The following is a 25,679-nucleotide window of genomic DNA, read 5'->3' on the forward strand; positions in this document are numbered from 1 at the left end:
TCTTCTTGGCATATGTCCATCGGACGATGGAAATTGACAAGAACAAGAAGAAAAGCATAAAATCATAGGCGTCCCCATCTCTCACATCTCTCAACTCTATAATCAGCCATAGCCCTACTCCTGGGGAGTCAAAAACGATAGGTCGCCCCTGCCTTGAGTACCACAGTCTCTGCCTGAAGTTCTCTCTTCATGCGGCCGAGGGCATGGTCGCAGGTATCGTGTCCCGAAAGATAAACCCTCTTGGGCCTCGCCCTATTAATCGAGGTAATGGTTTGGCTCAAGTCAGTATCGGTGATCTTGCGCCAGGGAGGCTTACCCGTGCCCAGAATCCTCTGCAAGTGGATGCCTGCCCGGTTACCTCTACCCGTGGTTACAGGGAAGTGAAGCCCGCCACCTATGGCATAAAGAGGCTCATTAGAAAGACGGGACACCATCTCCAGTATGACCTCAATAGTCGGGTGGCCACAGCCGGTGAAAACCACGAGGCCCCTGTTCTTGAGGCGAGCAAGCAGCGCCTGTTCCTCCGTATGGCCGAGAAAGAAAAGACTCCTGGCCAGAGGGCCGGTTGAAGCGATTCCGGCAGCCAGTAGCTGTGGCCTTTCAACCAACTTAGCCTTGAATCCCTTGGCTTCTGCTCTATCAGGGAGGAAGCAGGGCTTGGGCTTTTCCGGCTTTAGATTTTCTGGCACGGTGAGTTGCCGGGTGCGCTGGGCACGGATGCCACCCATGTGGTCACAGTGAAGGTGAGAAATTGCCAAGGCATCTATCTGGTCGAGGCTGAAGCCTAGTCTGGCAGCATTGTGTGCTAATGCCGGGTGGGCTGGACCAAAGCCGACATCGTATAGCATCGAGCCCAATTCGGTTCTGAAGAGGTAAGAAACACCGGCATCACCGATGAAGCCCTCCTCGGCTTTCCATTCCACGAGTACCGTCATCTCTAAGGAATCGAGTTCGGGCATATTAAGAGGCCTAGCCTCGCCTATGCGTTTTTGGTTAAGCTCTGCAGCTCGGATTCGGCCCGTCTGAAACTGCCGGTTCCTGCTAATCAACCAGAGGGCAATAAGCGGGGAGGCCACAGCCAAGACCGGCCACCATGCGGGTGATACACGGAAAGCCACTCCGAAATCTCCTCTCCCCTATGGCACGATTCTGGAGTAACCCTGTCGAAGTAATACCCACTGTGTATCATACGGGCGATGGGTTAACAAGGGTTTACTTCAAGATGGATTCGCGCCTCCGGAGGTTAGGGGACGCCTAAGGTTAGGGGACGCCTATGATTTTATGCAAAACCTTATTGGCGATCTTTCACAGACGGAAGTTAGTTTGAACAGCAATTTTCTCACCCCTCAACGATGCCCTACTGGCCCCTGACAGGAAATCCTCATGCGACGTGACAGCTCAACGGTGCTCATTCCCGGTTCACGATTGGCCCGGTGGCAAAGCAGACTTCGGGATTTGACAGTCTGGGGATCCTTGTGGCGGCCAAGGACAGTGGCAATGGACATGGTTGGGGATGACGGATGATGATGTGATGGATGGTACCGGCAGGATCTATCCTCGTTCTTCTTGGCATATGTCCATTGGACGATGCAAATTGACAAGAAATAAAGCATAAAATCATAGGCGTCCCCAACTCCTTACAGCTCCTTACCGCAATAAGAGTCAAGAGCAGACTTGCCCCCTTCGATATTGACCCCTTCGATACTGATGGCCAATTCTGATCGTTTTCGTTTGAAACAAGAAGTGTCAGTCCATATCTGGCCGGCGCAGATAACTAGACCTGCCTTATCAGCCTGCGGATCGTGTAGTGCCGGGTATTCCTGTTGCGAAAGCCGGAAACGCCTTTTGTTTACAAAAATTAAAGTCCCATAGCGCTTGATTTGTGCGGGATATCCTTGAGGATCTGGGCTCTGGATTTGGGGACAACGAAAGAGGGAGAATCCGGGGGGCAGGGTAAATTTTTTCTTGACAAGTTTTTTTACTCCTAGTAAAGTCCTTGCCAACCTCTACGTTTCTATCAGGAAACCCCGGGGGGAAGAGCGAGTTGGAGGAAAGAGGGATTGTCGAAAAGATAAGGCGGATCAGGCGGAACAAGAGAATCACCTTGAAGGAGCTGGCCGCGAGGACGGGATTGACCGAGGGGTATTTGTCCCGCATAGAGAATTCTGAAAGTGCCCCACCCATTTCCACTCTGGGTCGAATCGCCCGGGGGTTGAACATCGATGTTTCCTACCTTCTCCTGTCCGGGAATGCGACCGAAGAGGGCAATCCGAATATCGTGGTTGTCAGAAAGAACGAGCTCAGCGAGGTTCATTCCTCCAAAACTCCCCACCAGAAAACGGTCTATGGATACCAGTACGAACCACTCGCCCATCAGAAGCAGGGGAAAAACATGGAGCCCTATATCCTGGTCCCGGATTTTGAGCCCGGAGAGGTGCTCCAACACGAAGGAGAGGAGTTCTTCTACGTGGTGAGGGGAACCATCGAGTTCTTCTATGGCACTGAGAGATATACCCTCACAGAGGGAGACAGTGTCTATTTTGATGCGCATATTCCTCATAACGGGAGAAGTCTGGGGGAGGAAAAGGCGAGAGTGCTGATTATCATCTATCCGTACAAGAGGTTATGAAGCGCGAAGCCCGCTGCGTCTCGTGGAATCAGGGTAATGGATTTTCAACAGATTCTGGCCGAGTTGGTGGCCACCCAAACCGACCCTCACACCAGGGCCCGGCAGTGGAAGTCAGCCAATCAGGGGACGGTCATCGCCCATCTCCTTCCGGACGTTCCAGAGGAAATCATCCACGCCTCGGGCGCCTTGCCCCTGGCTGTCACGGGCGTGGACAGGGGAACGTCTCTGGCTGAGAGTCATATCCCCTCCTTTATCTGCTCCCTTCTCAGAAACCCTTTGGAGATGGCCCTGCGCAGGGAACTGGACTTCATCGACGGCATGGTGATTCCTTACGTTTGCGATTCTACGAGGGCATTCTCCCAGGTGTGGGAGGCCAACTTTCCGGATCTCTTTAATCATACCCTGTGGCTCCCAAAGAAGGTGAGCGGGGATTCGGCCAAGCAGTTCCTTTTTTCGGAGTTTATGAGGCTGAAAAAGAGGCTGGAAGTCTTCCTCGGCCGAGAAATTACCGACCAGAGTCTGCGCCACGCCATAGGGGTCTACAACCAGAACCGACGGCTTCTGAGACGGTTGTTCGCTCTGAGGAAAAAAGGGCGAATTCCCCTGCCCTATGCTGACTATCTGTCCGTTGTGAAGGCGTCGATGACGATGCCACGGGAGGACCACAACACCCTCCTTGCCAGGCTGCTCGAGGGCCTGAAGGAGGAGTGCAGGCCCTGTGAGAAGGAGGAGTCGGTCAGGGTGTTTCTGCTTGGTAGTCTCGGTGAGCCTCACTCGGTCCTCACCCTTTTCGACGAGCTGGGAATGGATGTAGTCGATGATCATTTCTATGACGGTACCCGGTGTTTTCTCCAGGATGTGGATGAGGCGGTCGACCCCATGGAGGGTCTTGTGAGCCGGCAGCTCTCAAAGGCTCCTCTGAGCGGGTTCCATTATCAGGATGACCGCTGGAGACAATACCTTCTCGACAGAGTGAGAGACGGTCAGATTGAGGGAGTCGTATATTTCCCTTTGATGTATTGTGATCCCATGGAATTTGACTATCCTCTCATCAAAGGACTACTTGGCGAGATGGGGATCCCCGTTCTTTTCTTGGAGACGGATTTCCACTCCGGATCCCTGGGACAGGTGAGGACGAGGCTCGAGGCCTTTGCCGAAATGTTGAGGGAGAAAAAGGATGAAAGCCTCCCGTGTTGAGATCCAAACCCTCAGGCTCCTGAAGGATATCAATGCGAACCACTACGAAGCGGCCAGAGAGGCGGCCCGTCAGGGCAGGCCTGTGGGCTACGTCAGTGTCTTTGCACCTGCCGAGCTTCTCCTGGCCATGGATATCGTTTCCGTCTATCCGGAAAACCATGCTGTCTTTGTCCAGGCCCGTAAGATGACCACAGAAGTGGTCTCTCCCCTGGAGAGGTTGGGATACCAGCCTGGTCTTTGCAGCTACGCTCGGTGCGATATGGGCTCCACCTTCACCGGGAAAAGCCCTGTTGGAGGACTGCCGAAACCCGACTTCTTCCTGACAACGAATGCGCAGTGCAGCACCCTGACCAAATGGTTCGAAAGGATGAGCGAGCATTTCGGTGTTCCCCTGTTTCTCATCGATGTTCCCTTCACCGGAGGGAAGCCGGACGACCAGCACTGCAAGGTGTTTGTCAGATCCCAAATCGCCGAGCTCATCGGGTTCCTGGAAGAGATCACGGGAAAATCCCTGGATCCTGAGAACCTGAGCCGAGTCGTAGAGATTTCGAATCAGACCACGCGGCTCTGGAAGGAGATCATCGAGTCGGCCATGCACGTGCCATCCCCGATTTCGGTTTTCGATCAGTTTATCAGCATGGCTCCCATCGTTGCCCAGAGGGGTACCATGGTCGCCTTGGAGTTCTACCAGACCTTGAAGGCTGAGATCGACGACCGTGTGACCAGAGGTATTGGGGTAGTCGACAATGAGAAGTACCGCCTCTATTGGGACAGTCTTCCTCTCTGGCATGAGCTCAAATGGCTGTCAGATCTGCTTGTCTCTTTTAAGGCCTGTCTGGTTTCGACGATCTACACCCTTCCCTGGGCGGACTTCTGGCTGGATCCAAAGGACCCGGTTTCGAGCTGGGTGGAACAGTACGTCCATTACTTTGACTGGCATCTGGATCGAAGGGTTGAGCTCGTTGTTCAACTGAAGGAGAAATACCGCCTCAATGGTTTCATCTTTCACAATGATCGAAGCTGCAAGATGTTTTCCACGGCTATCCCTGAAATCAGGAGAATCGTCCAGGAGAAAACCGGGGTTGCCGCGTACATCCTGGAGGGGGATCATGGTGATCCGAGATTCTATTCCAGGGAGCAAATCGAAAAGGGATTGACCTACTATTTTGAGATTCTTAGGGCAAGAGGATAACGCTCGGGAGGGGGAGCGCTGAAATGAGGGAAGAAAGGTTGACCGTTTTGATCGGGGGACCTGGATTCATGGTCGAAGAGTACGTCCGAATCGTGAGGGATCGTTTTCCCAAATTGAAGATTCTGCCTTACCCGGTCTTGACCGAGACAGACCAGAGCCAGGTTCCAGAGGGAGTCGAAGAGGTCGACATCATTGCCTCCTTCAATCCCTATCCTCGGACCATGGCCAGGATCAAGGCGTTGAAATGGTTTCAGGTGCTCATGACCGGGTATGAGCATGTTTTGAGAACCGGGTTGGTCCCCCCGGAGGTTCCCTTGACCACCACTGCGGGAACGGTTTCCATACCCATTGCCGAAGTCGTAATGGGCTATCTGCTCTTTTTTGTCAAGAAGTTCAAGGCCTCTCTGGAGAATCAGAGCCTCCGCAGAATGGACCGCATGCTGGGACAGATGAGGGAACTCCACGATCGCACCATCGGGATTCTGGGGCTGGGCAATATCGGCAAGGTGATCGCCAAAAAAGCCAAACTCGGGTTTGAGATGAGGGTTCTGGGATACGACAAGGTTGTCAAGGAGTGGGAGTACGCTGACAGGATCTATCCTGTCGGCGGCCTCGACGAGGTGCTGAAGGCCGCTGACTTTCTGGTCATCTCCCTCAGCCTTACCGAGGAGACCAGAGGGCTCATCGGTGAAAGGGAACTGGGGCTCATGAAACCCACGGCCTATCTCGTGAATGTTGCCCGGGGAGAGATACTGGACAAGGAAGCCTTTACAAAGGCTTTAAGGGAACATTGGATTGCCGGGGCGGCCATCGACGTATTCTGGGGTGACCCGACCGCCTATGAGCTTGCAGAGGACGACGAGCTCTGGGGCCTGGACAACCTCTTCATCACGGCTCACAACGCCACGGGAACGGACCGGTATGTCATGAGGACGGCCGATCTTTTCTGCGATAACCTCGAGCGATTCATGAACGGTAGGGATCTGATCAACCTGGTTGGAGGACGATAAGCGGGTCGAAGCCATGAAGCCTTTTCTTGAGAAGAGAACACCGGAGTTCCAGGGACAGGACTCAGCCTCCAGGAGGAGCAGAACAGAGGAAAGGGGAGAATCGGGTTGATTGAGGATGCGAGGACTCTAGGGGAGCTGATCGACAGGGCCTCTGAGAACTGGCCCGACCACGAGGCGGTTGTCTACAAAGACGAGCGGATTACATACAGGGAGGTGCGGCAGCGGGCCAACAGGCTGGCTGCCTCGCTTCTGAGACTCGGGGTAAGAAAAGGGGATAAGATCTCCGTCCTCTTCACAAATCTCCCCCAGTGGTTTTATACGGAATACGCCGTAGATAAGATCGGCGGGGTCGTTGTTCCCCTTAACACACGCTATTCAGTCAAGGAACTGGAGTATATCCTGAGCCATTCGGACTCGACCACCCTGATCATGATGGACCGCTTCCAGAAGACGGACTATTTGGCCATGGTGAAAGAGATCTGCCCGGAACTGGAAGCATGCGCCCCAGGAGGTCTGAGGTCTCCAAGGCTCCCGTTTTTGAAAAACGTCATAGTATCTGGCGGGCAGCGGTATGAAGGGACTATCGACTTCGCCGACCTCATGGGGGCAGGCGTAGCCGATACTGACCCCGAAGTCGTCATGGCTCAATCCAAGGTGGAACCTGAGGATATCGCCCACCTCCCCTATACGTCCGGGACAACGGGGGATCCGAAGGGCGTCATGACGACCCATCGGCAGTATCTCAGATTTAATCTGGGTTTTATCAATGGAATCGGAGGATTCAGAGAAGACGACCGCTTGTGTGTTGCCGCCCCTTTCAGCCACAATTTTGGGAATTCCCAGGGGATTCTGACACCTGCCATATGCGGTGCCACATCTGTCCTGGTTGAGACTTTCGATGCCCGCAGGTGTCTGGAACTGATCGAAAGGGAGCGGTGCACATTCTTCGCGGGCAGCCCCACGATGTACGTCAGGATGCTCCGGGATGAGAATTTCTCGAAGTATGACCTGTCGTCTCTGCGTTCAGGGCTGATTGCCGCAGCACCGGCCCCTGTCACGGTCATTGAAGAGATCCAGTCAAAAATGGGCATCAAAACCCTGGTCAACGGATACGGGATGACGGAAAACAGCGTGGGCACTTCCATGACCCGGCCTGGAGATCCCCCGGAGATCCTCTCTGCGACGGTGGGGAGACCCCTGTGGCCTGATTACGAGGTGAAAGTGGTAGATGTGAAGACCGGAGCTGATCTGCCCGCCGGCCGGCAAGGAGAGTTATGTACCAGGGGGCCCCTGGTCATGAAAGGGTACTACAAGATGCCTGAAGAGACGGCGAAGCTCATCGACAGCCAGGGCTGGTTCCACACGGGAGACCTGGCAGTCATTGATGAGCAGGGTTATATCCGCATCACCGGTAGGTTGAGAGATGTATTCATGCCCGGGGGACTGAACGTATCGCCCGAGGAGGTCGAGGACGTCCTGTACACCCACCCAAAGGTCAAACAGGTCGTTGTCCTGGGTGTACCCGATGACGACCTGGGAGAGGCAGGGGTGGCTTTTGTGCAGTTAAAGGCAGGACATGTGACCACGGATCGAGAGATCATCGATTTTTGCCGGGGCCGCCTGGCCGATTTCAAGATACCCAAGTACGTTCTGTTCACCCGAGATTTCCCTATGACGTCGTCCGGAAAGGTTCGGCGGTTCATCCTGAGGGATCGGGCCATAAGGGAGTTAGGTCTTGAAGAGTGAGAGCCGGTTACGAGATTTCAGTCGCCTTCATGGAGGCCAATCATGAGACGGATCATGCTGGGAAATGAGGCCATCGCTCGTGGAGCTTACGAAGCAGGAGTGAGGGTTGCTGTCGGCTATCCCGGAACACCGAGTTCCGAGATCATGGAGTTTCTCGGTCGGTTTGACGAGATCTACTCGGAATGGTCGGTGAACGAAAAGGTGGCCATGGACGTCGCCATCGGCGCTTCGCTGGGAGGCGTGCGTGCGATCGTTGTCATGAAGCATGCAGGGCTCAACGTGGCTTCTGACCCTTTCTATCCGATCTGCTTCATGGGTGTCAACGGAGGACTGGTGCTGGTGAGCTCGGATGACGTGGGAGCCGTGAGTTCGCCCACAGAGCAAGACACACGCATCTATGCCAGGCTCTTCCATATTCCGATGTTAGAGCCGAGCGACAGCCAGGAGGCCAAGGATTTTACCGCCTTAGCCTATCGAGTCAGTGAGCGATTCGACACGCCCGTTTTTCTGAGGACCACCAATGGGGTCTCCCATTCCATGGGGGTCGTGCGCCTTGGAAAGCGGAGGGAGACGAGGCTTCCGGCCTTTGAGAAGACCTCTCCCAAGTTTCGGCCCCAGGGAGGAGTTCATCCCACGGTCATGCATGAGAATGCCCATAGGCGATTGAAGAGACTCGAGGCCTTTGCAAATCGAACGAGGATCAATCGAATCGAATGGGGAGACAGAAGGGTGGGGATTGTCTCCAGTGCCAGTCCCTACCAGTCCGTAAAGGAGATTCTCCCAGAAGCCTCCTTCCTCAAACTCGGATTCACCTACCCCCTTCCAGAGGCCCTGATCAGGGAGTTTGCCGCTCAGGTCAAAGAGCTATACGTGGTTGAGGAGCTGGAGCCTTTTATCGAAGACCAGATCAAGGCCATGGGCCTCCAGGTGAGAGGGCAGGACCTGAGATCGCACGGGGGACCCCTCTCCAAAGAGGCCCTGCGTGACGGCCTGGCAGAAGTCCTGAGAAAACTTGGGAAAAAACGGGTGAGGCCGAGAGCGTCCCAGCCAGGGGCAATTGCGCGGTTCCCGACCCTGTGTGCGGGGTGTCTCCATCTGGCGGTTTACTATGCCATTCGGAGGCTCCAGCGTGGAATGAAAGACCGGGAGATTGTCATCATGGGAGATATAGGGTGCTATTCCTTGGGAATCGCCGCCCCGCACAACATGCTCTCATGTGCCTTTGCCATGGGATCTGGTATCGGTGCTGCCCATGGCTTCAGCCGTGCCATTAATGGAGATCGGAACAAGGCCATCCTCGCCTACATCGGGGACTCGACCTTTCTGCACGCCGGAATGCCGGCCCTGCTCGACGCTGTATACAATCAAAGCTCCATAACCGTCGTCATTGCCGATAACCGGACAACGGCAATGACCGGAGGCCAAGAGCACGCGGGCACAGGGGTGACACTGAAGGGGGAACGGCATCCGCCTGTTCATATCGTCGAAATCTGCAAGGCCCTGGGAGTCGAGGACGTTCATGAGGTCGATCCTTACGATTTTGAGAGGACCCTTGAGGCGCTGAGGCAGGCCATCGAATTCGATGGCGTCTCGGTGGTGATCCCAATCCAGGCCTGCCGTATGTTTCCGAAGAAGTTGAAGGAGAAGCCCTATAGGGTCCTTTCAGATCTATGCACGGGTTGCGGGCAGTGCCTCAATCTCTACTGTCCGGCCATCATCGTTTCAGACGAAAAGACCGCCAAAGGCAGACAGAAGGCAGCCATCGATCCGTTTCTCTGTGTGGGCTGCTCCTTTTGCGCCCAGATCTGTCCGGTGGATGCCATCACCTGTGAGTGAGGGGTGACATGGAGAACAGCACAAAAAACGTATTGATTGTAGGCGTCGGAGGCCAGGGGGCCATCCTGGCGAGCAACATTCTCTCAGAGGTGGCCATGGCAAGCGGTTTTGACGTCAAGAAGAACGAAGCCCATGGACAGTCCCAGAGAGGCGGCACTGTTCCGAGCCATGTACGGTTCGGAAGGAGGGTCTATTCTCCGGTTATCGGAATAGGCGAGGCCGATGTCGTCCTGGCCTTTGAGGAGCTTGAAGGCTTGAGGTTCTCCCATTTTCTGCGCCGCGATGGGAGACTCATCCTCAACCGCCAGCGAATCTATCCTGCCCGGGTTACCTCGGGGATCGACCGATACCCTGAAGACGTCGCATCCATGCTGCGAGAAGACGGGATCGAAGTAGTCGATGTGGATGCCCTGGGTGTGGCCGACCGGCTGGGTAATCCCCTGGTGGTGAGCACTGTTCTCCTGGGGGTCCTGTCGAATTATCTCGACTTTTCGGCAAGGAGATGGAAAGGGGTGATCAGGAAGGTCGTCCCGGAGAAACACAGGAAGATCAATCTGGACGCCTTTGAAGCGGGTCGAGTGCTGTTGCGCAACGGATGAGCTCGCATTGGACAGGGTTTTGAGCCACCTGGAGATACTCGAGGAGAAAGGCAGTGGATTTCGAATTGGATGAGGGCCACGCGTTTCTTAGGCAGACCGTGAGGGATTTTGCAGAAAAGGAGATTTCTCCGATCGCCGATGCAATCGACAGGGAAGAGAGGTTTCCTTTCGAGCTCTTCGAGCGGTTGGCCCAACTGGGGTATGCCGGGGTGGGAATTCCCCGTGAGTATCAGGGAAGCTTCTCGGACTATCTCTCTGTGGTTATCATGGGGGAGGAACTCTCGCGGGTCTCTGCGTCCGTCCCTGTGGCCCTGTTTCCCCATTCCATTCTCTGCGCCCACAACATCTACCGTTACGGCACGGAGGGGCAGAAAGAGAAGTACCTGCCGGATCTGGCCGCGGGCAAGAAGTGGGGGGCCATGGCGCTCACGGAGGTCTCGGCCGGGTCGGACGCGCTCTCGCTCAGGACAAGAGCCGAGAGGTCCGGCAGTGAATACATCCTGAACGGGTCCAAGACGTTTGTCACCAATGTACCCTTTGCCGACCTCTATCTGATCTACGCGAAAACGGCCCCGGAAAAGGGGCCTGACGGCATATCGGCCTTTATCGTGGAAAAGGGTTTTGCCGGGTTTGCCACGGGGAGGAATTTCGAAAAGCTGGGCCTCAGAGGATCGCCCACGGGCGAGGTCTTTCTCGATGCTTGCAGGGTGCCTTCTGAGAACCTACTGGGCGGACAAGAGGGCAGGGGATTCAGACACCTGACAGAGGGGCTGGATGTGGAGCGGGTGAGCTGGTCCTCGATTGCCCTGGGTCTTGCCCAGGCATCCTTTGAGAGCGCTTTGGCCTACTCCCAGGAAAGGGTGCAATTCGGCCGTCCGATCATCGAATTCCAAATGATTCAGCGGATGATATCGGAAATGGCCGTCAGCGTTGAGGCGGCCCGTCTTCTGGTTTACAAGGCGGCGGATCTCCTGGACAAGGGCAAGAGGGCGCGGTTTGAGGCCTCTTCGGCCAAGCTCTTCTCCACTGAGACGGCTGTCAAGGTTTCGGGAGACGCCTTGCAGGTGTATGGCGGGGCCGGCTATATCAAGGACTACCCGGTGGAGAGGTATTTCAGGGACGCGAAGATCCTGACGGTTGCCGCCGGTTCGTCGGAGGTCCAGCGGATGATCATCGTCCACGAGTTGAAGAGAAAGTAAAGGAGGCGTCGAGGAGAGGCAGATGAAAGCCGGGGAGGTTGTCATCATCGGCGGGGTGAGAACCCCGATGGCCGACTATGTGGGGGCTCCGGGCGGTGGGAAATTCAAAGACATCTCGGCCATTGAACTGGGCGCCATGGTCACCAAGGCCGCCCTCGAGAGATTCAATGTACCCCCTGACCTCATCGATGAGGTTATCTTTGGCTATGGTATCCAGTCGAGCCCCGACGGTGGATACGGTGCCAGACACGTCTCCCTTTGTGCAGGGCTCCCGGAGACCGTCCCGGCTCTGACGGTGGGCAGAACCTGCGGATCTGGATTCCAGTCGATCATCACGGGGGGCAAGGATATCCTGCTCGGTGAGTCTGACTTTGTCGTTGCCGGGGGAATGGAGAACATGAGTCAGGTTCCCTATGTGCTCCGGGGGGCCAGGGAGGGGTTCCGCCTCGGAGATCAGAAGGCAGAGGATTATCTCATGGCCTCCCTGTACGACTCTTACTGCAAGATGAATATGGCCCAGACAGCCGACAAGCTCGCAAGAATGTACGGGGTTGCCCGCGAGGATGCAGACCGATTCGCCTACGAAAGCCAGATGAAGGCAGCCGCGGCCACGAGGGAGGGGAGACTGAAGGAGGAGATTTTTCCGGTGGTGGTGAAGACGAGGCGGGGGACCTTGACCGTCGATGCCGACGACCACATCCGGCCCGAAACCACCCCTGAAGCACTGGCAAAGATTCCTCCGGCCTTTGGCGGAGACAGCCTTGTGACCGGAGGGAATGCAAGCGCCATCGTGGACGCGGCGGCTGCAGTGATTATCTGTTCGATGGAAAAAGCGCGGGAACACGGTTTTCGCCCTCTCGGGAGAATCGTCTCCTGGGCGGTTGTCGGTGTGGACCCGAGCATCATGGGGATCGGGGCAGCCGTGGCCGCGAGGAAAGTGCTCGAAAGGGCAGGCATGAAACTCGACGATATCGACCTCTTCGAAGTAAACGAGGCGTTCGGAGCCCAGTACGTGGCCGTGGAAAGAGAGCTCGGTTTGGATAGGAACAGAGTCAATGTCAACGGCGGGGCGATTGCCCTTGGCCATCCTTTAGGGATGACCGGAACCAGGCTGACCCTCACGCTCCTGCTTGAGCTTCGCAGGAGAGGCCGGAGGTATGGACTGGCGACCGCCTGCACGGGTGGGGGGCAGGGCGTGGCGTTGATCCTGGAGGCGTTTTCTTCCTAGGAACGGGGCGGAAAGTCGGCCCGTTCTAAGGTCGATCTAGGGCGAGGGCCTTGGATGCCCGGGCAGGAGTGAGAGGCTGGAATCTGAGAGCAAAGGAGGTGAGGAATCGAGGACATGGCAGTGAGGAGGGAACAACCGAAGAGGGTTGAAACACATCGAGGGGTATTTGGGATTTTCGAAAGGAGGGTAAGATAATGAAATGGCAGAAGGTTTCAAGGCGAACTTTTCTCAAGTCAGTCGGAGCAGTCACGGCCGGGGCGGCAATGGGCGGTTTTCCCGCGATCATTCGAGGCGCTCCAAAGGAGATCCTCATTGGCGCGGTCCATCCTCTCACGGGTCTTGTTGCCGAGGCGGGCCAGATGTCTGTTTGGGGCCTCGAGTTGGCGGTCGACCACGTCAACAAGGCAGGTGGGATCAAGTCCATGGGCGGGGCCAGGCTCAGGCTTCTCGTGGAAGACTCTGAGAGCAAGAACGAGGTCGGCGCCATGGCTGCGGAGAAGTTGATTCGAAGGCAGATCGCCTGTCTCACAGGGGCGTTTCAGAGCGGCGTCACAATGGCTGTCAGCAAGGTGGCTGATCGGTATCAAATGCCCTACGTGATAGACATCTCCGTGGCAGATGCCATTACCAAGCAGGGTTTTCAGTATACATTCAGAATATTCCCGAACCTCTCCAAACTCATAGGGACCGGGATCAAGGGAATCATGGGGGTTACTGCCGACAGACCCATAAAGAGGGCTGTGGTGATCCATATATCCGAATTCACCGCAAAGGCCTCGTTCAATATCTTCTATCCTATGAGTGAAAAGATGGGAGCGCCTTGGGAAATCGTGAAGAAGATCACCTATCCGGAGCTTGCCGTGAGCGTCGCAAGCGAGGTGAGTCACGCAAAGGCCCTGAAGCCGGATGCGCTTTTTGTCAACTGCCGCATGCGGGATGCCATCATGCTCGTCCAGGAGATGTACAAGCAGCGATTCGATGTTGACGGGGTATTCGGAATCGTTGCCTCCGGCCTTGCCGATCCGAGTTATCACAAGCAGGGAAAACTCTCTGACTATTCCTTCAACGTGACTCCGTGGCATGACGAGGTGAATCCATTCGCACGCGAGGTGGGAAGGGAGTATGAGGCCCGGTTCAAGAAGCCCTTCAACATGAACGGATCTCACTCATACGATGCAATCCTGGTGATCGCCGATGCTCTTGAACGGGCCGGAACCACGGATAAAGATGCCCTGAGGGATGCATTGAGGGCGACCAAGTTGGTGAAGAAGACATCGATCGGGGGTCCGATAGAGTTTGACGAGAAGGGAGACAACATCGGGGCAGGTGCCGGGCTCATGCAGCTGCAAGGGGGAAAGAGCAGGATCGTCTATCCTTCAGAGTTCGCTACTGCAAGGGTTGTCTACCCGGTCCCGAAGTGGAGTGAGAGGGGATAACCTCTCGTCCACAGGTTTCAATCGGGTCGCCTCCGGCTAGGCCTGGGCCGGGGGCGGTCCCCGGCGATCTTCCAGGAGACCGAGAGGTGCTTTATCTTCAAGCTCTTGTCAATGGAATCCTCATGGGGGGGGTCTATGCGACCATGGCGCTCGGGCTCTCTCTCATATTCGGCGTCCTGAGAATCATAAACCTTGCCCACGGGAATCTGATGGTCATCGGAATGTATCTCTCCTACTGGCTTTTCAGCCTGTTCGGGATCGATCCATACCTCTCTCTGTTCGGCACGGTCTGTCTCTTGTTCTTCCTCGGGTTCCTCATACAGCGATACGTGCTCAACCCGATCATCGACGCGCCGGAAGAGATGTCTGTTTTGATTACCCTGGGCCTCGGAATAATCATCCAAAACGTTCTGCTCATGGCATTCGGGCCGGACTACTACACCGTGGATACTTCTTACAAACTCAGTTCTATCATGTTTATGGGTGTGAGTATCGACGTGGCGAAGATCCTGACGTTTGGGGCCTCTATCGTCATTGCAGCCGTATTCCTCTCATTCCTCCAGTGGACAGAACTGGGGCGCGCCATTCGGGCGGCTTCCAACAACCGCGGAGCAGCCACGCTCATGGGGATCAATGTCAAGAAGATCTACTGTATCGCCTTTGCCATCGGAGCCGCCACAGCGGGGGTCGCAGGATCCTGTGTCAGCACCTTTATCCCCACCTCGCAGGGTGCTGGAATACTCTTCACTATGACGAGTTTTGTCATCGTGATCATCGGAGGGGTTGGGAACTACGTCGGCGCTCTTGCGGGAGGTCTGCTTATCGGGATTGTCGAAGAGCTCGGTGCGGTCTTGATATCCGGGTCAATGAAACAGGTGCTCAGCTTCGGCCTGCTCATCGTGATTCTTCTGTTCAGGCCTCAAGGGCTTCTGGGGAGGGAAGGTGAGGAATAGGCTTTACATTTACGTGATCCTCGGTATCGGCCTTGTGACAGCGCCCCTTTACATGGGCGGGTACCTGGTCGAGATAATGATCATCGCCCTTTGGTTCGGATACCTCGGGAGCTGTTGGAATATCATTGGTGGATACGCCGGTCAGCTCTCCTTGGGGCACGGTACGTTCGTGGGAATCGGAGCCTATACCTCAACCGTGCTCTTCACTCATCTCGGCCTGACCCCGTGGATCGGCATGTTCGCCGGTGCCGCAGTCGCGACCGTAGTGGGCCTGCTTGCGGGTTTCCTCTGCTTCAGATTCCGCGTTCGGGGCGCCTACTTTCTGCTGATCACCATGGCCATGGCCGAAATCGTCAGGCTCTGTTTCGAACACATCGATTTTTTGGGAGCAACGGTGGGTCTCTTCCTGCCGACCCTCAGGGGACCGGCAGCCCCCCTCCAGTACCAGTTCCAAGCGAAGTGGCCTTTCTACCTGACCATCCTTGGAATGACCGGAGCCATAGTCTGGGTCTCCCGCCTGCTGGAACGTTCGAAGACGGGGTTCTACCTGAAGGCGATCAGGGGGGATGAGGAGGCTGCAAGATCCTTGGGCGTTTCTGCGATCAGATACAAGCTCGTCGCCATGGGTATCTCCTGTTTTTCCATCGCCCTGGGAGGCACCTTCTACGCTCAATACCGGATGTATATCCGGCCGGACCTGCTTATGGGAATCCATTTCTCGGTGGAGATCGTGTTGGCTCCTATCATCGGCGGGATGGGAACCCTGTTTGGGCCGATTGTGGGAGCCTTTCTTATGGTACCCATGGGGGAGCTGGCGCGGTGGCTGGCAGACGTGTTGAAGCACAACTTCCAGATGAGAGGCCTGATAGGACTCCATCTGATCACCTATGGGGTGGCTCTCATCGTAGTGGTCAGATTCATGCCCTATGGAGCACTCGGTCTGATCCAAAGGTTGAAAGGACGGTGGACCGGCAGTGGTGTTGTTGGAGGTTAGGGGAGTCACAAAGAACTTCGGGGGTCTCACGGCCCTGATGAGGATGGATCTCAAGGTAAGCCAGGGACAGATCAAGTCGATCATAGGCCCCAACGGTGCGGGAAAGACCACGCTCTTCAACCTCATCACCGGCTTCTACCGTCCTGACCAGGGGCGAATCTTTTTCTGTGGCGAGGAGATCACCGGCCTTCCCCCGGAGAGTATCGCCCACCTGGGAATCGGGCGCACTTTTCAACTGGTCAGGCCGTTTCTGGATATGACACTCCTGGAAAACGTCATGGTTGCGGCACTGAGCCGGACCTCGAATATAGGGGAGGCCCGCCGGAAGGCGCTGGATGTTGTCGAGTCCCTCGACCTTGACGGGAAACTCAAGGTCCCGATCCGTGCCCTGACGATCGAGGATAGGAAACGGCTGGAGTTGGCGCGCGCCATAGCCCTTGCGCCCTCGCTCCTTCTGCTGGACGAGGTGATGGCGGGCCTGAATCCCACTGAGAGCAATGACATGATTCAGCTGATCAAGAGGATAAGAAACAGCGGCATAACCATTCTCTTGATCGAGCACGTCATGCACGCCGTCCTTTCGCTGTCAGATGAAGTGGTGGTCCTCAACTACGGCGAGAAGATCTATGATGGAGATCCAGGGCGTGTGGTCAAGGACCAGCAGGTGATAGAAGCCTATCTCGGGGAGGACTATTCCCTGGCCTGAGAGGAGATTGAAGCCGGCGTATGTTGGACTTTGTGGACATAAATGTGGCATACGGCCAGCTCCGGGTGTTGACGGAGATCAATATAACCGTCGAAAAGGAGAGGATCGTTTCCATCATCGGGGCGAACGGAGCCGGCAAGACCACCCTTCTCAAGACCGCCTCCGGCCTGATTCGGCCTGAGGGGGGGACCATCTCCTTTGAGGGAAAGCCGATCCACTCTATCCCTCCCCACGAGATTGTCGGTCTGGGTATCGTCCATGTTCCAGAGGGGCGGCAGATCTTTACCTCCCTTTCGGTGGAGGATAACTTGAGGGTCGGGTCGTATCTGCCCCGGGCAAGGCGGATGCGCGAGCAGAACATGAAGCGTGTCTATGAAATGTTTCCCCGGCTCGGGGAGAGGCGGAAGCAACTCGCCAGAACCCTTTCAGGGGGCGAACAGCAGATGCTTGCCATCGGCAGGGGATTGATGTCGATGCCCAGGTTGCTCATGCTCGATGAGCCGTCACTTGGGTTGGCTCCCCTGATCGTCTCCAATATCTTCTCCGTTGTCCGCGAGATAAATCGGCAGGGGATTACGATCCTCCTTGTTGAGCAGAATGTCTCTCATGCCTTGAAGATGAGCCATTGGGGGTATGTGATCGAGAATAGGAGAATCGTTCTTTCCGGGACCGGAGAGGAGTTGGCCAGCAACGAGCATACAAAGAAGGCCTATTTCGGGGGGCATTGAGTCGTTCGAAGGGCTTGACAAAAGGAGGGTTCGATGAAACTGAAGGGCAAAGTGGCGATCATCACAGGGGGAAACGACGGCATCGGACGGGTGATTGCCCTGACCTTTGTTGAGGAGGGTGCTCGTGTCTCCATCTGCGGCCGGAGAAAGGAAAAACTCAAGGAGGCCGAGGAAGAGATCAAAAGCAGAGGTGGAGAGGTTCTCAGCCTGGTCACAGACATCTCCAGGGAAGAAGAAGTTGAATCGATGGTGGCCAAGACGGTGGACCGTTTCGGCACTCTCGACATCCTGGTAAACAACGCGTCTCGAGAGGGACCGACCTCCCCGATTCATGAGATGAGTGGAGATGACTGGCGGGCGGTCATTGGAACCAACCTGAACGGTCTGTTCTACTGTACGAAATACGCCCTCAGGGTGATGATTCCCAAGAGATCGGGTAACATTCTGAATATCGGATCCATTGCCGGTGTCTATGCATATCCGCTCAGGACACCGTACAACGCCACCAAGTGGGCCATCGGAGGTGTCACCCAGACCATTGCCGCAGAGGTGGGGCAGTACAACATCCGGTGTAACTGTCTCTCTCCGGGACCCACGGAAGGAGAGAGAGCGTACAAGGTCATAAGGAAGAGGGCTCAGGCGACGAACAAGAGCTTCGAGGAGATGAAGAGGTTCTATGAGGATCAGATCCCGATCAAGCGATTCATTACTCCTCAAGAGGTGGCACGGGTTGCGGTCTTTCTCGTGAGCGACGATTCCAGTGGGGTTACGGCTCAACACTTCTGTGTTTCCGGGGGCATCGAGGTTCTTTGAAAGAAAATGCCGGAAAAACGTGAGGGCATCTCATGCACCCATTCTCGCGGATCAAGCATATCTGTTTTGACGTGGAGGACATCGAGGCAGCAGAAGCCGCTCTTACCAGGGTGTTCGGTGTGAAGAGCACCGGAATCACCAGTATGTATCTGGACGGAGGGAAGGGGGTCGTAAAGAATACCTTCTTCCGTCTTGACCGGGGTACGATAGAACTCGCATACCATGGTCTGCCCGAGTCGTGGAAAGATTCACCGATCAACAGAGGACCCGGGTTTCATCACGTCGCTTTCGAGGTACAGGATTTCGACGAGGCCCTCTCGGAACTAAAAGCACAGGGGGTCACCCCTTTGCCCAATTTTCCCGTGGAGACGCCTCACGGTCGTGTGGCGTTCTTCGATCCCGAAAAGACCGGGGGCATTCTGATCGAGCTTGGGGAGACCGAGAAGCCCTGAGCCCTGCTGCAGCCTCGATCCTGTAAAGGACGAGAGCAGGCATGGCAAGAGGAGGCGGGCCGTGGAGAGAACGTTAGTCGATGGCGCACTCCTTGTCACGATGGATCCTGAAAGGCGAATGATCCGGAACGGGGCCGTCCTGATCGAAGGGGATTCCATCCTGGCGGTTGGAAAGTCGGACCACGTCAAAGAAAGATTCAAATGGAGACGTCGTTTGGACGCACGGAACATGGTTATCGTTCCAGGGTTCGTGGACACCCACATCCATCTGTCAGAGCACATCGTCCGGAGCCTGATCCCGGATGACGCACATGACTGGATGCCCAATTGGCTCATGCCTATCTATTCCGCCCTCACCCCGGAGGATGAATACTACTCCTCGATGATCGCCTTTATTGAAATGATCAAGACGGGGACGACGGCGTTCTGTGAGGCAGGGACCTGCTTTTACCCGGACCGGGTTGCCGAGGCGATGCAGAGGGTGGGCATCCGGGGGATCCTGGGCCGATGGACATGGGATCTTCCTCCAGGTCCTGAAAGGATGAAGCAGACCACAGACCAGGCCCTCTGCGCCAATGAAGAGATGATCGAGAGGATAAGAAAGCTCTCAGACGAGCGAATCCAGGCTTGGCCCCTGCTGCTGGGTATGGGGACCGCCTCGGATCGATTGATGATCGGAGCCAAGAGGATAGCCGACGATCACGGCCTGGGCCTGGGATTCATGCATTCCTCCAGCATCCCTTCCATGGAGACCAGAGATAAGATCAAGCCCTTGAGCCATTTCGAAGAGCTGGGCATTCTTGACAAGAACCTCAAACTCACCCACATGGTCTATGTGGAGGATCATGAGATTGATCTATTGAAGAAGCACGATGTGAAGATCAGCCATTGCCCGACTGCAGCCATGAAGCATTCCAAAGGCATTAGCAAGTATGCGAAGTTCCCTGAGATGGTCTCACAAGGGATCTGTGTATCCCTGGGAGCGGATAGTGCCAACTCGTCTGATCATTCAAACATGTTGAAGCTCATGAATCTCGTCGCCTGCATCTATAAAGACTTCCACATGAAAGAGATGGTTTTCCCGGCGGAGACGGTCTTGGAGATGGCAACCCTGAGGGGCGCGGAGGCGTTGGGAATGGAACAGAAGGTGGGATCGATAGAGGTCGGAAAGAGGGCTGATCTTGTCTTCTTCAACAGGGATCATCCGGAATGGAGACCCCTTCTTAACGTTACGCACAACCTGGTCTATTCGGTGAGTGACAGGAGCATCGACACGGTGATGATCTCGGGGAAGATCGTCTTTGATCATGGGAGGATCACGGGCCTTGACGAGGAGGAGATCTACGCAAGAGTCGAGGATCTCAGCCGAAACCTTCTTGAGAGGTCGGGAGTCTCACTGAAACAAAAATGGCCGCTGGTGTAGGACTCTTTTTCGGTCTGGGAGATTTCTTTGGGTTTAGGTAGTCGCCACTGGAGAATGGCCCCGGAGCGAACATTACGAAGTTTCTGGGGCACCCGTCTTGCCGAGCGGAGCGTCCCCAGAGGGGCGAGCTCCTATTGTTTGAGGCCGTGAGGCCGAGTTTAGGAGGTCGAGCGGCGGGAGGCTTAGAACGGGTCAGAAAGTTCGTTCAGAGAGCGGAAGGACCGTTGTTCAGTGGCGACTACCTGGGCTCCGATAAAGGGAAACCGAGTTGGAATCCATTCTGATGTAGGGAGGCATTACCATGAGCTTGGGTGACATCATCCGGAGAAATGCCAGGCTGTTTCCTAACAGAATCGCGTACATGTCCGATACCCAGCAGATAACCTTCAGGCAGTTCGACCAGCGGATCAACCGGCTGTACGGTGCACTGAGAAAAAAGGGGCTCGCCAAAGGCGACAGGGTGGCGATTCTGTCATACACACGGCCGGAATACATGGAGGTCTTCGGTGTTGCGGAGAAGGGCGGATTCATCACCGTCCCTGTAAACTGGCGTCTTAAAGGAGAAGAGCTCGCCTACCAGTTCAACGATTCCGGGGCCAAGGCGCTGATCCTTCAATCGCCCTTTGTCGAGACGATCAACGAGATCCGGCCCAAAATCGGGGTCAAGCATTACATATGTATCGGAGACAGACCAGAGGGCATGGAAGCATACGAAGAGGTATTGAAGGAGAATCCGCCGGTGGAACCGGACGTGGAAATCGAGGATGACGATGTGGTCTATATCATCTATACGAGCGGGACGACCGGCCGGCCGAACGGCGCCATGATCACCCACAGGGGCCAGCAGGAGTGCTCCAGGAGCATGGCCATCGAGGTGGGGATCCGCCGGGTCGAAAAGCACCTGGAGGGCATGATGCTTTTCCACATCGGTCCGAGATCGTTTCTGTTTCCAATCTTTCACAGGGGCTGCACCAATTACCTGGTAGAGCGCTTTGACGCCAGAAGATTCCTCGAGATCATCGAGAAAGAACGGATTACAACCACGGAACTCGTCCCCACCCAGATCGCCATGATTCTCGATCTTCCCGATCATGACAAGTATGAGACATCGAGTCTTCACACGATCTTTTATGCGGCCATGCCCATGCCTGTTGCGCTTCTGAAACGGGGTATAGAGAGATTCGGGCAGGTCTTTGTCCAGGGCTTCGGTCAGACCGAGACAGGCCCGCTCATCTCCTGCTTCTGCCGCGAGTACCATAACCCTTACGGCGACGAGAAGGACTTGGCGCGACTGGGCTCTGCCGGTCAACCGGCAATCGATGTGGACGTCAAGATTGTCAATGACCAGGGCAAAGAACTGGGGTGCAATGAAGTCGGAGAGATCCTGGCCAAACACGTGTGGATCATGAAGGGTTACTGGAACAAGCCCGAACTCACCGCGGAAACCCTGAGGGACGGATGGGTTCACACCGGCGACATGGGGTACATGGACGAGGACGGGTTCCTCTACATCGTCGACCGAAAGAAGGACATGATCGTAAGCGGTGGGGAGAATATCTACCCCCGGGAAGTCGAAGAGGTTCTGTACGATCATCCTGCGGTTCGGGAAGCCGCCGTCATAGGTGTGCCGAGCGAGAAGTGGGGCGAGGACGTCAAGGCGATCATCGCCTTGAAGAGCGGACGAGAGGCGACCGAGGCTGAGATCATAGAGTTCTGCAAGGAAAGGCTGGCGAGCTACAAGAAGCCGAAGTCCGTCGAGTTCATGGACGAACTCCCTAAAACAGGATCAGGGAAGATCTACAAGGCAGCCTTGAGGGATAGGTACTGGAAGGGTACGAAAAGAAAGGTTGTTATGGATTGATTCAGCAAGGCACCTCTCCAGCTCACCATGCCGTCCTCTCGTGATTCGGGGGTGGGGGGTAGCTGATGCCTCCCTCAGGTCTCCACCCAGGCGGCTCTGCCTTTCCCTCCGGCTGCGTTCAGCATGGTGCCGGTCCACTCCCGGCGGGTAGTCCGCCGCTTCCGCAATGCCACTCCGGAACGATGGATGCCCTCAAAATGGGGAAGGTCCTCCGCCTTTTCGTGGAGTTTCCTGAGTTTTCGATAAGGGAATTGTTTAAGTAGTTAACTTTACAGCTGTTTCTCTCTTTAAGGGGAGAACACCCTTGCCCCTTCACTCCCAAGGTCTCGTGGTAACCTTTTCGGAGTTCGCGGGCGGGGAATTCCCGTCCCTTCCCCACGAACACGAACCACGAGCCACGAACACGCCCCACGCACCACGAACACGCACACGAATCACGCACATTCCCGATCGGTACGACACCACTTCCACAATCTCGTCCGGAGAAAAGGGTCTTCTCCGAAAGTCAGGAAACGCCCGTTTTCCCCTTGACGATCAAAGACGATTCTGCTACAAGGTGAGACGGAGACAAGGTCAGGGTGGTGGTAGAGCCACTGCCCGGGGGGAAATCATCCGGCCTCGGGGAGGAGGGAGCAGAGAGGAGGTGGGGATGAGGATTGACTCTTAATTCAAAGGAGACGAGGAGGTGTCTCATGAAAAGAAAGAATTCGACCAAGTTAACGGGAGTGGTGTGTATGCTACTGGTTTTTTCCGCTTTCTTGTGGGGTATTGCCTTTTTGGCCACACCGGCACAAGGGGGTCCTGTCAGGTTGAGCTATGCCAACTTCCCGCCTGCTCCCACCTTTCCGTGTGTTCAAATGGAGCGGTGGAAAAAGGAGGTTGAAAGCCGCACGGGCGGGAAGGTATCCATCGATACGTATCCAGGTGGGACCCTGCTCGGTGCCAAGAACATGATGGATGGCGTGATAGCGGGACAGGCCGACATCGGCTGCCTGTGCATGGCCTATCAACCGGGCCGTTTTGTGGTTACAAATGCCACGAGCCTGCCTCTGGGGCTGCCCAACTCCCGGATCGCCAGCCTCGTGCTCTGGGACCTCTACAAGAAATACAGGCCAAAGGCCTTCTCCAAGGTCAAGGTCCTTACCATGTTTACGTGCGGTCCTTCCAATATCATGTCCAAGAGACCGGTACGGCGCCTGGAGGATCTGAAAGGGATGAATCTGCGGGCCTCAGGAGGAGCCGCACAGATTCTGAAAGCCTGGGGAGCCAACCCGGTGGGTATGCCCATGCCGGCGACCGTGGAAGCCCTGCAGAAGGGCGTGGTCCAGGGACTGTTCTCCTCCCTCGAGGTGATGAAAGATTTCAAGTTCGCCGAGACGTGCCGGTACGCGACGCTGACGAACACCGTGATCTACCCCTTTGCCGTGGTCATGAACATGGATTCATGGAACCGCCTGCCCAGGGACGTCCAGCAGGTCATGGAGGGTCTGGGAACCCAGCAGGCCGCATGGACCGGGACCTACATGGACAACCAGATCGAAAAGGCCGTCGCCTGGTCTAAGAAGACCTATAACGTGGAATTTATCAAACTTCCAAAGCAAGAGAAGGCCAGGTGGGACAGGCTGCTCGAGCCGATCACGGAAGCATGGATCAAGAAAGCCGAGGCAAAGGGTCTTCCCGGCAAGGAGATCGTGGGGGACATAAGGGCCTTTGCGAGAATGTATTCTGGGGAGTGAGGGCATTGAGCGGTAGAGGAGCTTCCGGGGTTGCGGATTGGGGATCTTCTCGGCAAGGTCCGGAATCCGCAACCTTTATTTGTGCGGAAGGCCCGAGGCCTAGGGGCTGACCCTGGAGAAGGGGTTTTGGGGGAAACATGGACGCACTCGAGAGGGCGAGGCGATTCCTGAATCTGATGCTCATGTGGGTGGCGGGTTTCTTTCTCGCTGCAATGATCCTTCTCACCTGTGCCAACATATTTTTCCGCCTTGTCTGGATGCCGGTGAGGGGCACCTTCGAACTCATGGGGTATTTCGGAGCCCTCGTAACGGCTTTTGCCTTGGGCTACACCCAGGTCAAAAGGGGCCACATCGCCGTCGACATATTGGTGCTCAGGTTTTCAAAGAAGACCCAGAAAATACTCAACAGCGTGAACTACTCGATCTGCATGGTCTTTTTCGCCCTTGTAGCGTGGAAGATAGCCCAGTATGGAGCCACCCTGTGGGAGACAGGGGAGGTCACGGAAACCCTGCAGATCATCTACTATCCCTTCACCTACGGCGTGGCCTTTGGATTCCTTGTGCTTTCCCTCGTGTTTCTGACAGACCTGTTGAAGGCGGTATCGGGGAGAGGAGGGGACGAAGAGTGACCTTGACCATGGCTGGAATCCTCGGGATCCTTGTCCTTGTGGCAGTCTTGTTCCTTCTGGGCATGCCGGTTGGGTTTGCCATGAGTGTCGTGGGCTTCTGCGGCTTCTGGTACGTGGTATCCTTCAAAGCGGCTGTCAACATGGTGGGGACCGACCTGTGGACTACTTTTTCCAAATACGGCCTCACGGTGGTCCCCCTCTTCATTTTTCTGGGTTACCTGGCCTTCAACTCCGGAATAGCGGAGAAGCTTTACAATGCCGCCTACAAATGGTTCGGCCACTGGCGGGGGGGACTTGCCATCGCCACCATCGGCGCAGACGAACTTTTTGCGGCCATCTGCGGTTCCAATACGGCCACGGCAGCCACAATGGGGACCGTCGCCCTCCCGCAGATGGAGAAGTACGACTACGACACCAGACTGAGCAGCGGTACGGTCGTCACGGGTGGCACTCTGGGCACGGTCATGCCTCCCAGCGTGGTCCTCATCATCATCGGCCTGCAAACGGAACAGTCCATCGTCAAGCTATTTCTGGGCGGTATTCTGCCGGCCATCCTTCTGGGAGTTCTCTTTGTGGCCACCATCTTTGTTCTCTGCCGGATCAACCCGACCTTCGGCCCGGCCGGACCAAAGACGACTTTCAAGGAGAAGCTCAAGTCTCTTGCCGGGGTCATCGAAGCGGTAGCCATATTCGTTCTGGTAATAGGAGGGTTGTATGCAGGGCTTTTCACACCGACCGAAGCGGGTGCAGTCGGGGTCTTTTTCACTCTTGTCGTAACCGTGTCAACAGGAAGGCTGAACTGGAAGGGTCTGATCGATTCTGTCAGGGACACGCTGAAGATATCCTGCATGGTCTTTTTTCTCGTAGCAGGCGCCATCATTTTCGGCCGTTTTCTGGCCGTAACCAGGCTGCCCTTCATGGTAGCGGATTTTGCGGCGCACCTTCCGGTCTCTCGTTTCGTTATTCTGGCCATCGTTCTGGTGATCTATCTGATCGGGGGTTGCTTCATGGATTCTCTCGGATTTCTGGTTCTCACGATACCGATCTTTTTCCCCCTGGGAATGGCACTCGGTTTCGACCCGATCTGGTTTTCGATAATCCTGACAATGGTAACGACCATGGGGGCCATCACGCCGCCGGTGGGTGTCAACATATACGTGGTCAAGGCGTTGGCACCCGAGATAGGACTTGGCACGATCTTCAAGAGCGTGAGCTTTTTCCTCTTGGCCTGTGTTGTTTCTATCGTTATTCTCATCATCTTTCCACAGATTGTTTTGGTGATACCAGGGATGGTACAGTGAGTACGACGAGT

Annotated in this window: 22 protein-coding genes; 21 read left to right on the forward strand and 1 reads right to left on the reverse strand. The window is 55.7% G+C overall.

The features are described 5' to 3' along the window. Nucleotides 1-128: 128 nt before the first annotated feature. A complete protein-coding gene (locus tag JRJ26_10855; protein MBW2057983.1) occupies nt 129-1,118 on the reverse strand; it encodes an MBL fold metallo-hydrolase in 990 nt (329 codons plus the stop codon). A 926-nt stretch (nt 1,119-2,044) separates the two neighbouring features. Here JRJ26_10855 and JRJ26_10860 point away from each other — a divergent pair. The 21 genes from JRJ26_10860 to JRJ26_10960 all read left to right on the forward strand — a co-directional run bounded on the left by JRJ26_10860 (nt 2,045) and on the right by JRJ26_10960 (nt 25,668). Then, the gene (locus JRJ26_10860) at nt 2,045-2,629 is read left to right on the forward strand and encodes a helix-turn-helix transcriptional regulator (protein MBW2057984.1); all 585 of its coding nucleotides are present in this window, start codon (nt 2,045-2,047) and stop codon (nt 2,627-2,629) included. 36 nt (nt 2,630-2,665) lie between these two features. Next, nucleotides 2,666-3,826 carry a 2-hydroxyacyl-CoA dehydratase gene (locus JRJ26_10865; protein ID MBW2057985.1) on the forward strand — a complete coding sequence of 387 codons (1,161 nt, stop codon included), beginning with the start codon at nt 2,666-2,668 and terminating at the stop codon, nt 3,824-3,826. Further along, the gene (locus tag JRJ26_10870; GenBank protein ID MBW2057986.1) at nt 3,807-5,018 is read left to right on the forward strand and encodes a 2-hydroxyacyl-CoA dehydratase; all 1,212 of its coding nucleotides are present in this window, start codon (nt 3,807-3,809) and stop codon (nt 5,016-5,018) included. The genes JRJ26_10865 and JRJ26_10870 overlap by 20 nt, the downstream gene beginning before the upstream one ends. Nucleotides 5,019-5,041: 23 nt before the next feature. Continuing rightward, nucleotides 5,042-6,028 carry a D-2-hydroxyacid dehydrogenase gene (locus JRJ26_10875; GenBank protein MBW2057987.1) on the forward strand — a complete coding sequence of 329 codons (987 nt, stop codon included), beginning with the start codon at nt 5,042-5,044 and terminating at the stop codon, nt 6,026-6,028. A gap of 105 nt (nt 6,029-6,133) precedes the next feature. Continuing rightward, the gene (locus JRJ26_10880; GenBank protein MBW2057988.1) at nt 6,134-7,774 is read left to right on the forward strand and encodes an AMP-binding protein; all 1,641 of its coding nucleotides are present in this window, start codon (nt 6,134-6,136) and stop codon (nt 7,772-7,774) included. Between the two features lie 42 nt (nt 7,775-7,816). Continuing rightward, nucleotides 7,817-9,610 carry a 4Fe-4S binding protein gene (locus JRJ26_10885; GenBank protein MBW2057989.1) on the forward strand — a complete coding sequence of 598 codons (1,794 nt, stop codon included), beginning with the start codon at nt 7,817-7,819 and terminating at the stop codon, nt 9,608-9,610. Between the two features lie 8 nt (nt 9,611-9,618). Then, nucleotides 9,619-10,209 carry an indolepyruvate oxidoreductase subunit beta gene (locus JRJ26_10890; GenBank protein ID MBW2057990.1) on the forward strand — a complete coding sequence of 197 codons (591 nt, stop codon included), beginning with the start codon at nt 9,619-9,621 and terminating at the stop codon, nt 10,207-10,209. A 53-nt stretch (nt 10,210-10,262) separates the two neighbouring features. Further along, complete coding sequence (locus JRJ26_10895; GenBank protein MBW2057991.1) at nt 10,263-11,408, forward strand: acyl-CoA dehydrogenase family protein; 1,146 nt, start codon at nt 10,263-10,265, stop codon at nt 11,406-11,408. Between the two features lie 22 nt (nt 11,409-11,430). After that, on the forward strand, nt 11,431-12,636 hold the full coding sequence (locus tag JRJ26_10900) for an acetyl-CoA C-acyltransferase (GenBank protein MBW2057992.1): 1,206 nt from the start codon (nt 11,431-11,433) through the stop codon (nt 12,634-12,636). Nucleotides 12,637-12,830: 194 nt separating this feature from the next. Beyond that, nucleotides 12,831-14,072: an ABC transporter substrate-binding protein gene (locus JRJ26_10905; protein ID MBW2057993.1), complete on the forward strand. Its 1,242-nt coding sequence runs from the start codon at nt 12,831-12,833 to the stop codon at nt 14,070-14,072. An 86-nt stretch (nt 14,073-14,158) separates the two neighbouring features. Further along, on the forward strand, nt 14,159-15,025 hold the full coding sequence (locus JRJ26_10910; GenBank protein MBW2057994.1) for a branched-chain amino acid ABC transporter permease: 867 nt from the start codon (nt 14,159-14,161) through the stop codon (nt 15,023-15,025). Beyond that, nucleotides 15,015-16,019 (forward strand): branched-chain amino acid ABC transporter permease, encoded by a 1,005-nt coding sequence (locus JRJ26_10915; GenBank protein ID MBW2057995.1) that lies wholly within the window; start codon nt 15,015-15,017, stop codon nt 16,017-16,019. Before JRJ26_10910 ends, JRJ26_10915 begins: the two co-directional genes overlap by 11 nt. Before the next feature lie 37 nt (nt 16,020-16,056). Beyond that, entirely contained in the window at nt 16,057-16,725 is a 669-nt protein-coding gene (locus JRJ26_10920) for an ABC transporter ATP-binding protein (GenBank protein ID MBW2057996.1), read from the forward strand. 20 nt (nt 16,726-16,745) lie between these two features. Then, the gene (locus tag JRJ26_10925) at nt 16,746-17,453 is read left to right on the forward strand and encodes an ABC transporter ATP-binding protein (protein MBW2057997.1); all 708 of its coding nucleotides are present in this window, start codon (nt 16,746-16,748) and stop codon (nt 17,451-17,453) included. Between the two features lie 33 nt (nt 17,454-17,486). Beyond that, entirely contained in the window at nt 17,487-18,266 is a 780-nt protein-coding gene (locus tag JRJ26_10930) for an SDR family oxidoreductase (GenBank protein MBW2057998.1), read from the forward strand. A 32-nt stretch (nt 18,267-18,298) separates the two neighbouring features. Further along, on the forward strand, nt 18,299-18,718 hold the full coding sequence (locus JRJ26_10935) for a VOC family protein (protein MBW2057999.1): 420 nt from the start codon (nt 18,299-18,301) through the stop codon (nt 18,716-18,718). A gap of 61 nt (nt 18,719-18,779) precedes the next feature. Further along, nucleotides 18,780-20,141, forward strand: a complete 1,362-nt coding sequence (locus tag JRJ26_10940) for an amidohydrolase family protein (protein ID MBW2058000.1) — start codon at nt 18,780-18,782, stop codon at nt 20,139-20,141. Between the two features lie 301 nt (nt 20,142-20,442). Further along, on the forward strand, nt 20,443-22,002 hold the full coding sequence (locus JRJ26_10945) for a long-chain-fatty-acid--CoA ligase (GenBank protein ID MBW2058001.1): 1,560 nt from the start codon (nt 20,443-20,445) through the stop codon (nt 22,000-22,002). 734 nt (nt 22,003-22,736) lie between these two features. Further along, complete coding sequence (locus JRJ26_10950) at nt 22,737-23,738, forward strand: TRAP transporter substrate-binding protein (protein MBW2058002.1); 1,002 nt, start codon at nt 22,737-22,739, stop codon at nt 23,736-23,738. Between the two features lie 137 nt (nt 23,739-23,875). Then, on the forward strand, nt 23,876-24,367 hold the full coding sequence (locus JRJ26_10955; GenBank protein ID MBW2058003.1) for a TRAP transporter small permease: 492 nt from the start codon (nt 23,876-23,878) through the stop codon (nt 24,365-24,367). Next, nucleotides 24,364-25,668, forward strand: a complete 1,305-nt coding sequence (locus tag JRJ26_10960) for a TRAP transporter large permease (protein MBW2058004.1) — start codon at nt 24,364-24,366, stop codon at nt 25,666-25,668. Before JRJ26_10955 ends, JRJ26_10960 begins: the two co-directional genes overlap by 4 nt. Nucleotides 25,669-25,679 lie beyond the last annotated feature (11 nt).

It is taken from the genome of Deltaproteobacteria bacterium (assembly GCA_019308905.1).
GTDB lineage: Bacteria > Desulfobacterota > BSN033 > WVXP01 > WVXP01 > JAFDHF01.

Bases quoted from the DNA above. Each gene is read 5' to 3' on its own strand.
- JRJ26_10890 (MBW2057990.1), top strand. From the start codon at position 9,619: ATGGAGAACAGCACAAAAAACGTATTGATTGTAGGCGTCGGAGGCCAG.
- JRJ26_10945 (MBW2058001.1), top strand. From the start codon at position 20,443: ATGAGCTTGGGTGACATCATCCGGAGAAATGCCAGGCTGTTTCCTAAC.
- JRJ26_10885 (MBW2057989.1), top strand. From the start codon at position 7,817: ATGAGACGGATCATGCTGGGAAATGAGGCCATCGCTCGTGGAGCTTAC.
- JRJ26_10920 (MBW2057996.1), top strand. From the start codon at position 16,057: ATGAGGATGGATCTCAAGGTAAGCCAGGGACAGATCAAGTCGATCATA.
- JRJ26_10870 (MBW2057986.1), top strand. From the start codon at position 3,807: ATGAAAGCCTCCCGTGTTGAGATCCAAACCCTCAGGCTCCTGAAGGAT.
- JRJ26_10865 (MBW2057985.1), top strand. From the start codon at position 2,666: ATGGATTTTCAACAGATTCTGGCCGAGTTGGTGGCCACCCAAACCGAC.
- JRJ26_10930 (MBW2057998.1), top strand. From the start codon at position 17,487: ATGAAACTGAAGGGCAAAGTGGCGATCATCACAGGGGGAAACGACGGC.
- JRJ26_10905 (MBW2057993.1), top strand. From the start codon at position 12,831: ATGAAATGGCAGAAGGTTTCAAGGCGAACTTTTCTCAAGTCAGTCGGA.
- JRJ26_10925 (MBW2057997.1), top strand. From the start codon at position 16,746: ATGTTGGACTTTGTGGACATAAATGTGGCATACGGCCAGCTCCGGGTG.
- JRJ26_10900 (MBW2057992.1), top strand. From the start codon at position 11,431: ATGAAAGCCGGGGAGGTTGTCATCATCGGCGGGGTGAGAACCCCGATG.
- JRJ26_10950 (MBW2058002.1), top strand. From the start codon at position 22,737: ATGCTACTGGTTTTTTCCGCTTTCTTGTGGGGTATTGCCTTTTTGGCC.
- JRJ26_10935 (MBW2057999.1), top strand. From the start codon at position 18,299: ATGCACCCATTCTCGCGGATCAAGCATATCTGTTTTGACGTGGAGGAC.
- JRJ26_10955 (MBW2058003.1), top strand. From the start codon at position 23,876: ATGGACGCACTCGAGAGGGCGAGGCGATTCCTGAATCTGATGCTCATG.
- JRJ26_10875 (MBW2057987.1), top strand. From the start codon at position 5,042: ATGAGGGAAGAAAGGTTGACCGTTTTGATCGGGGGACCTGGATTCATG.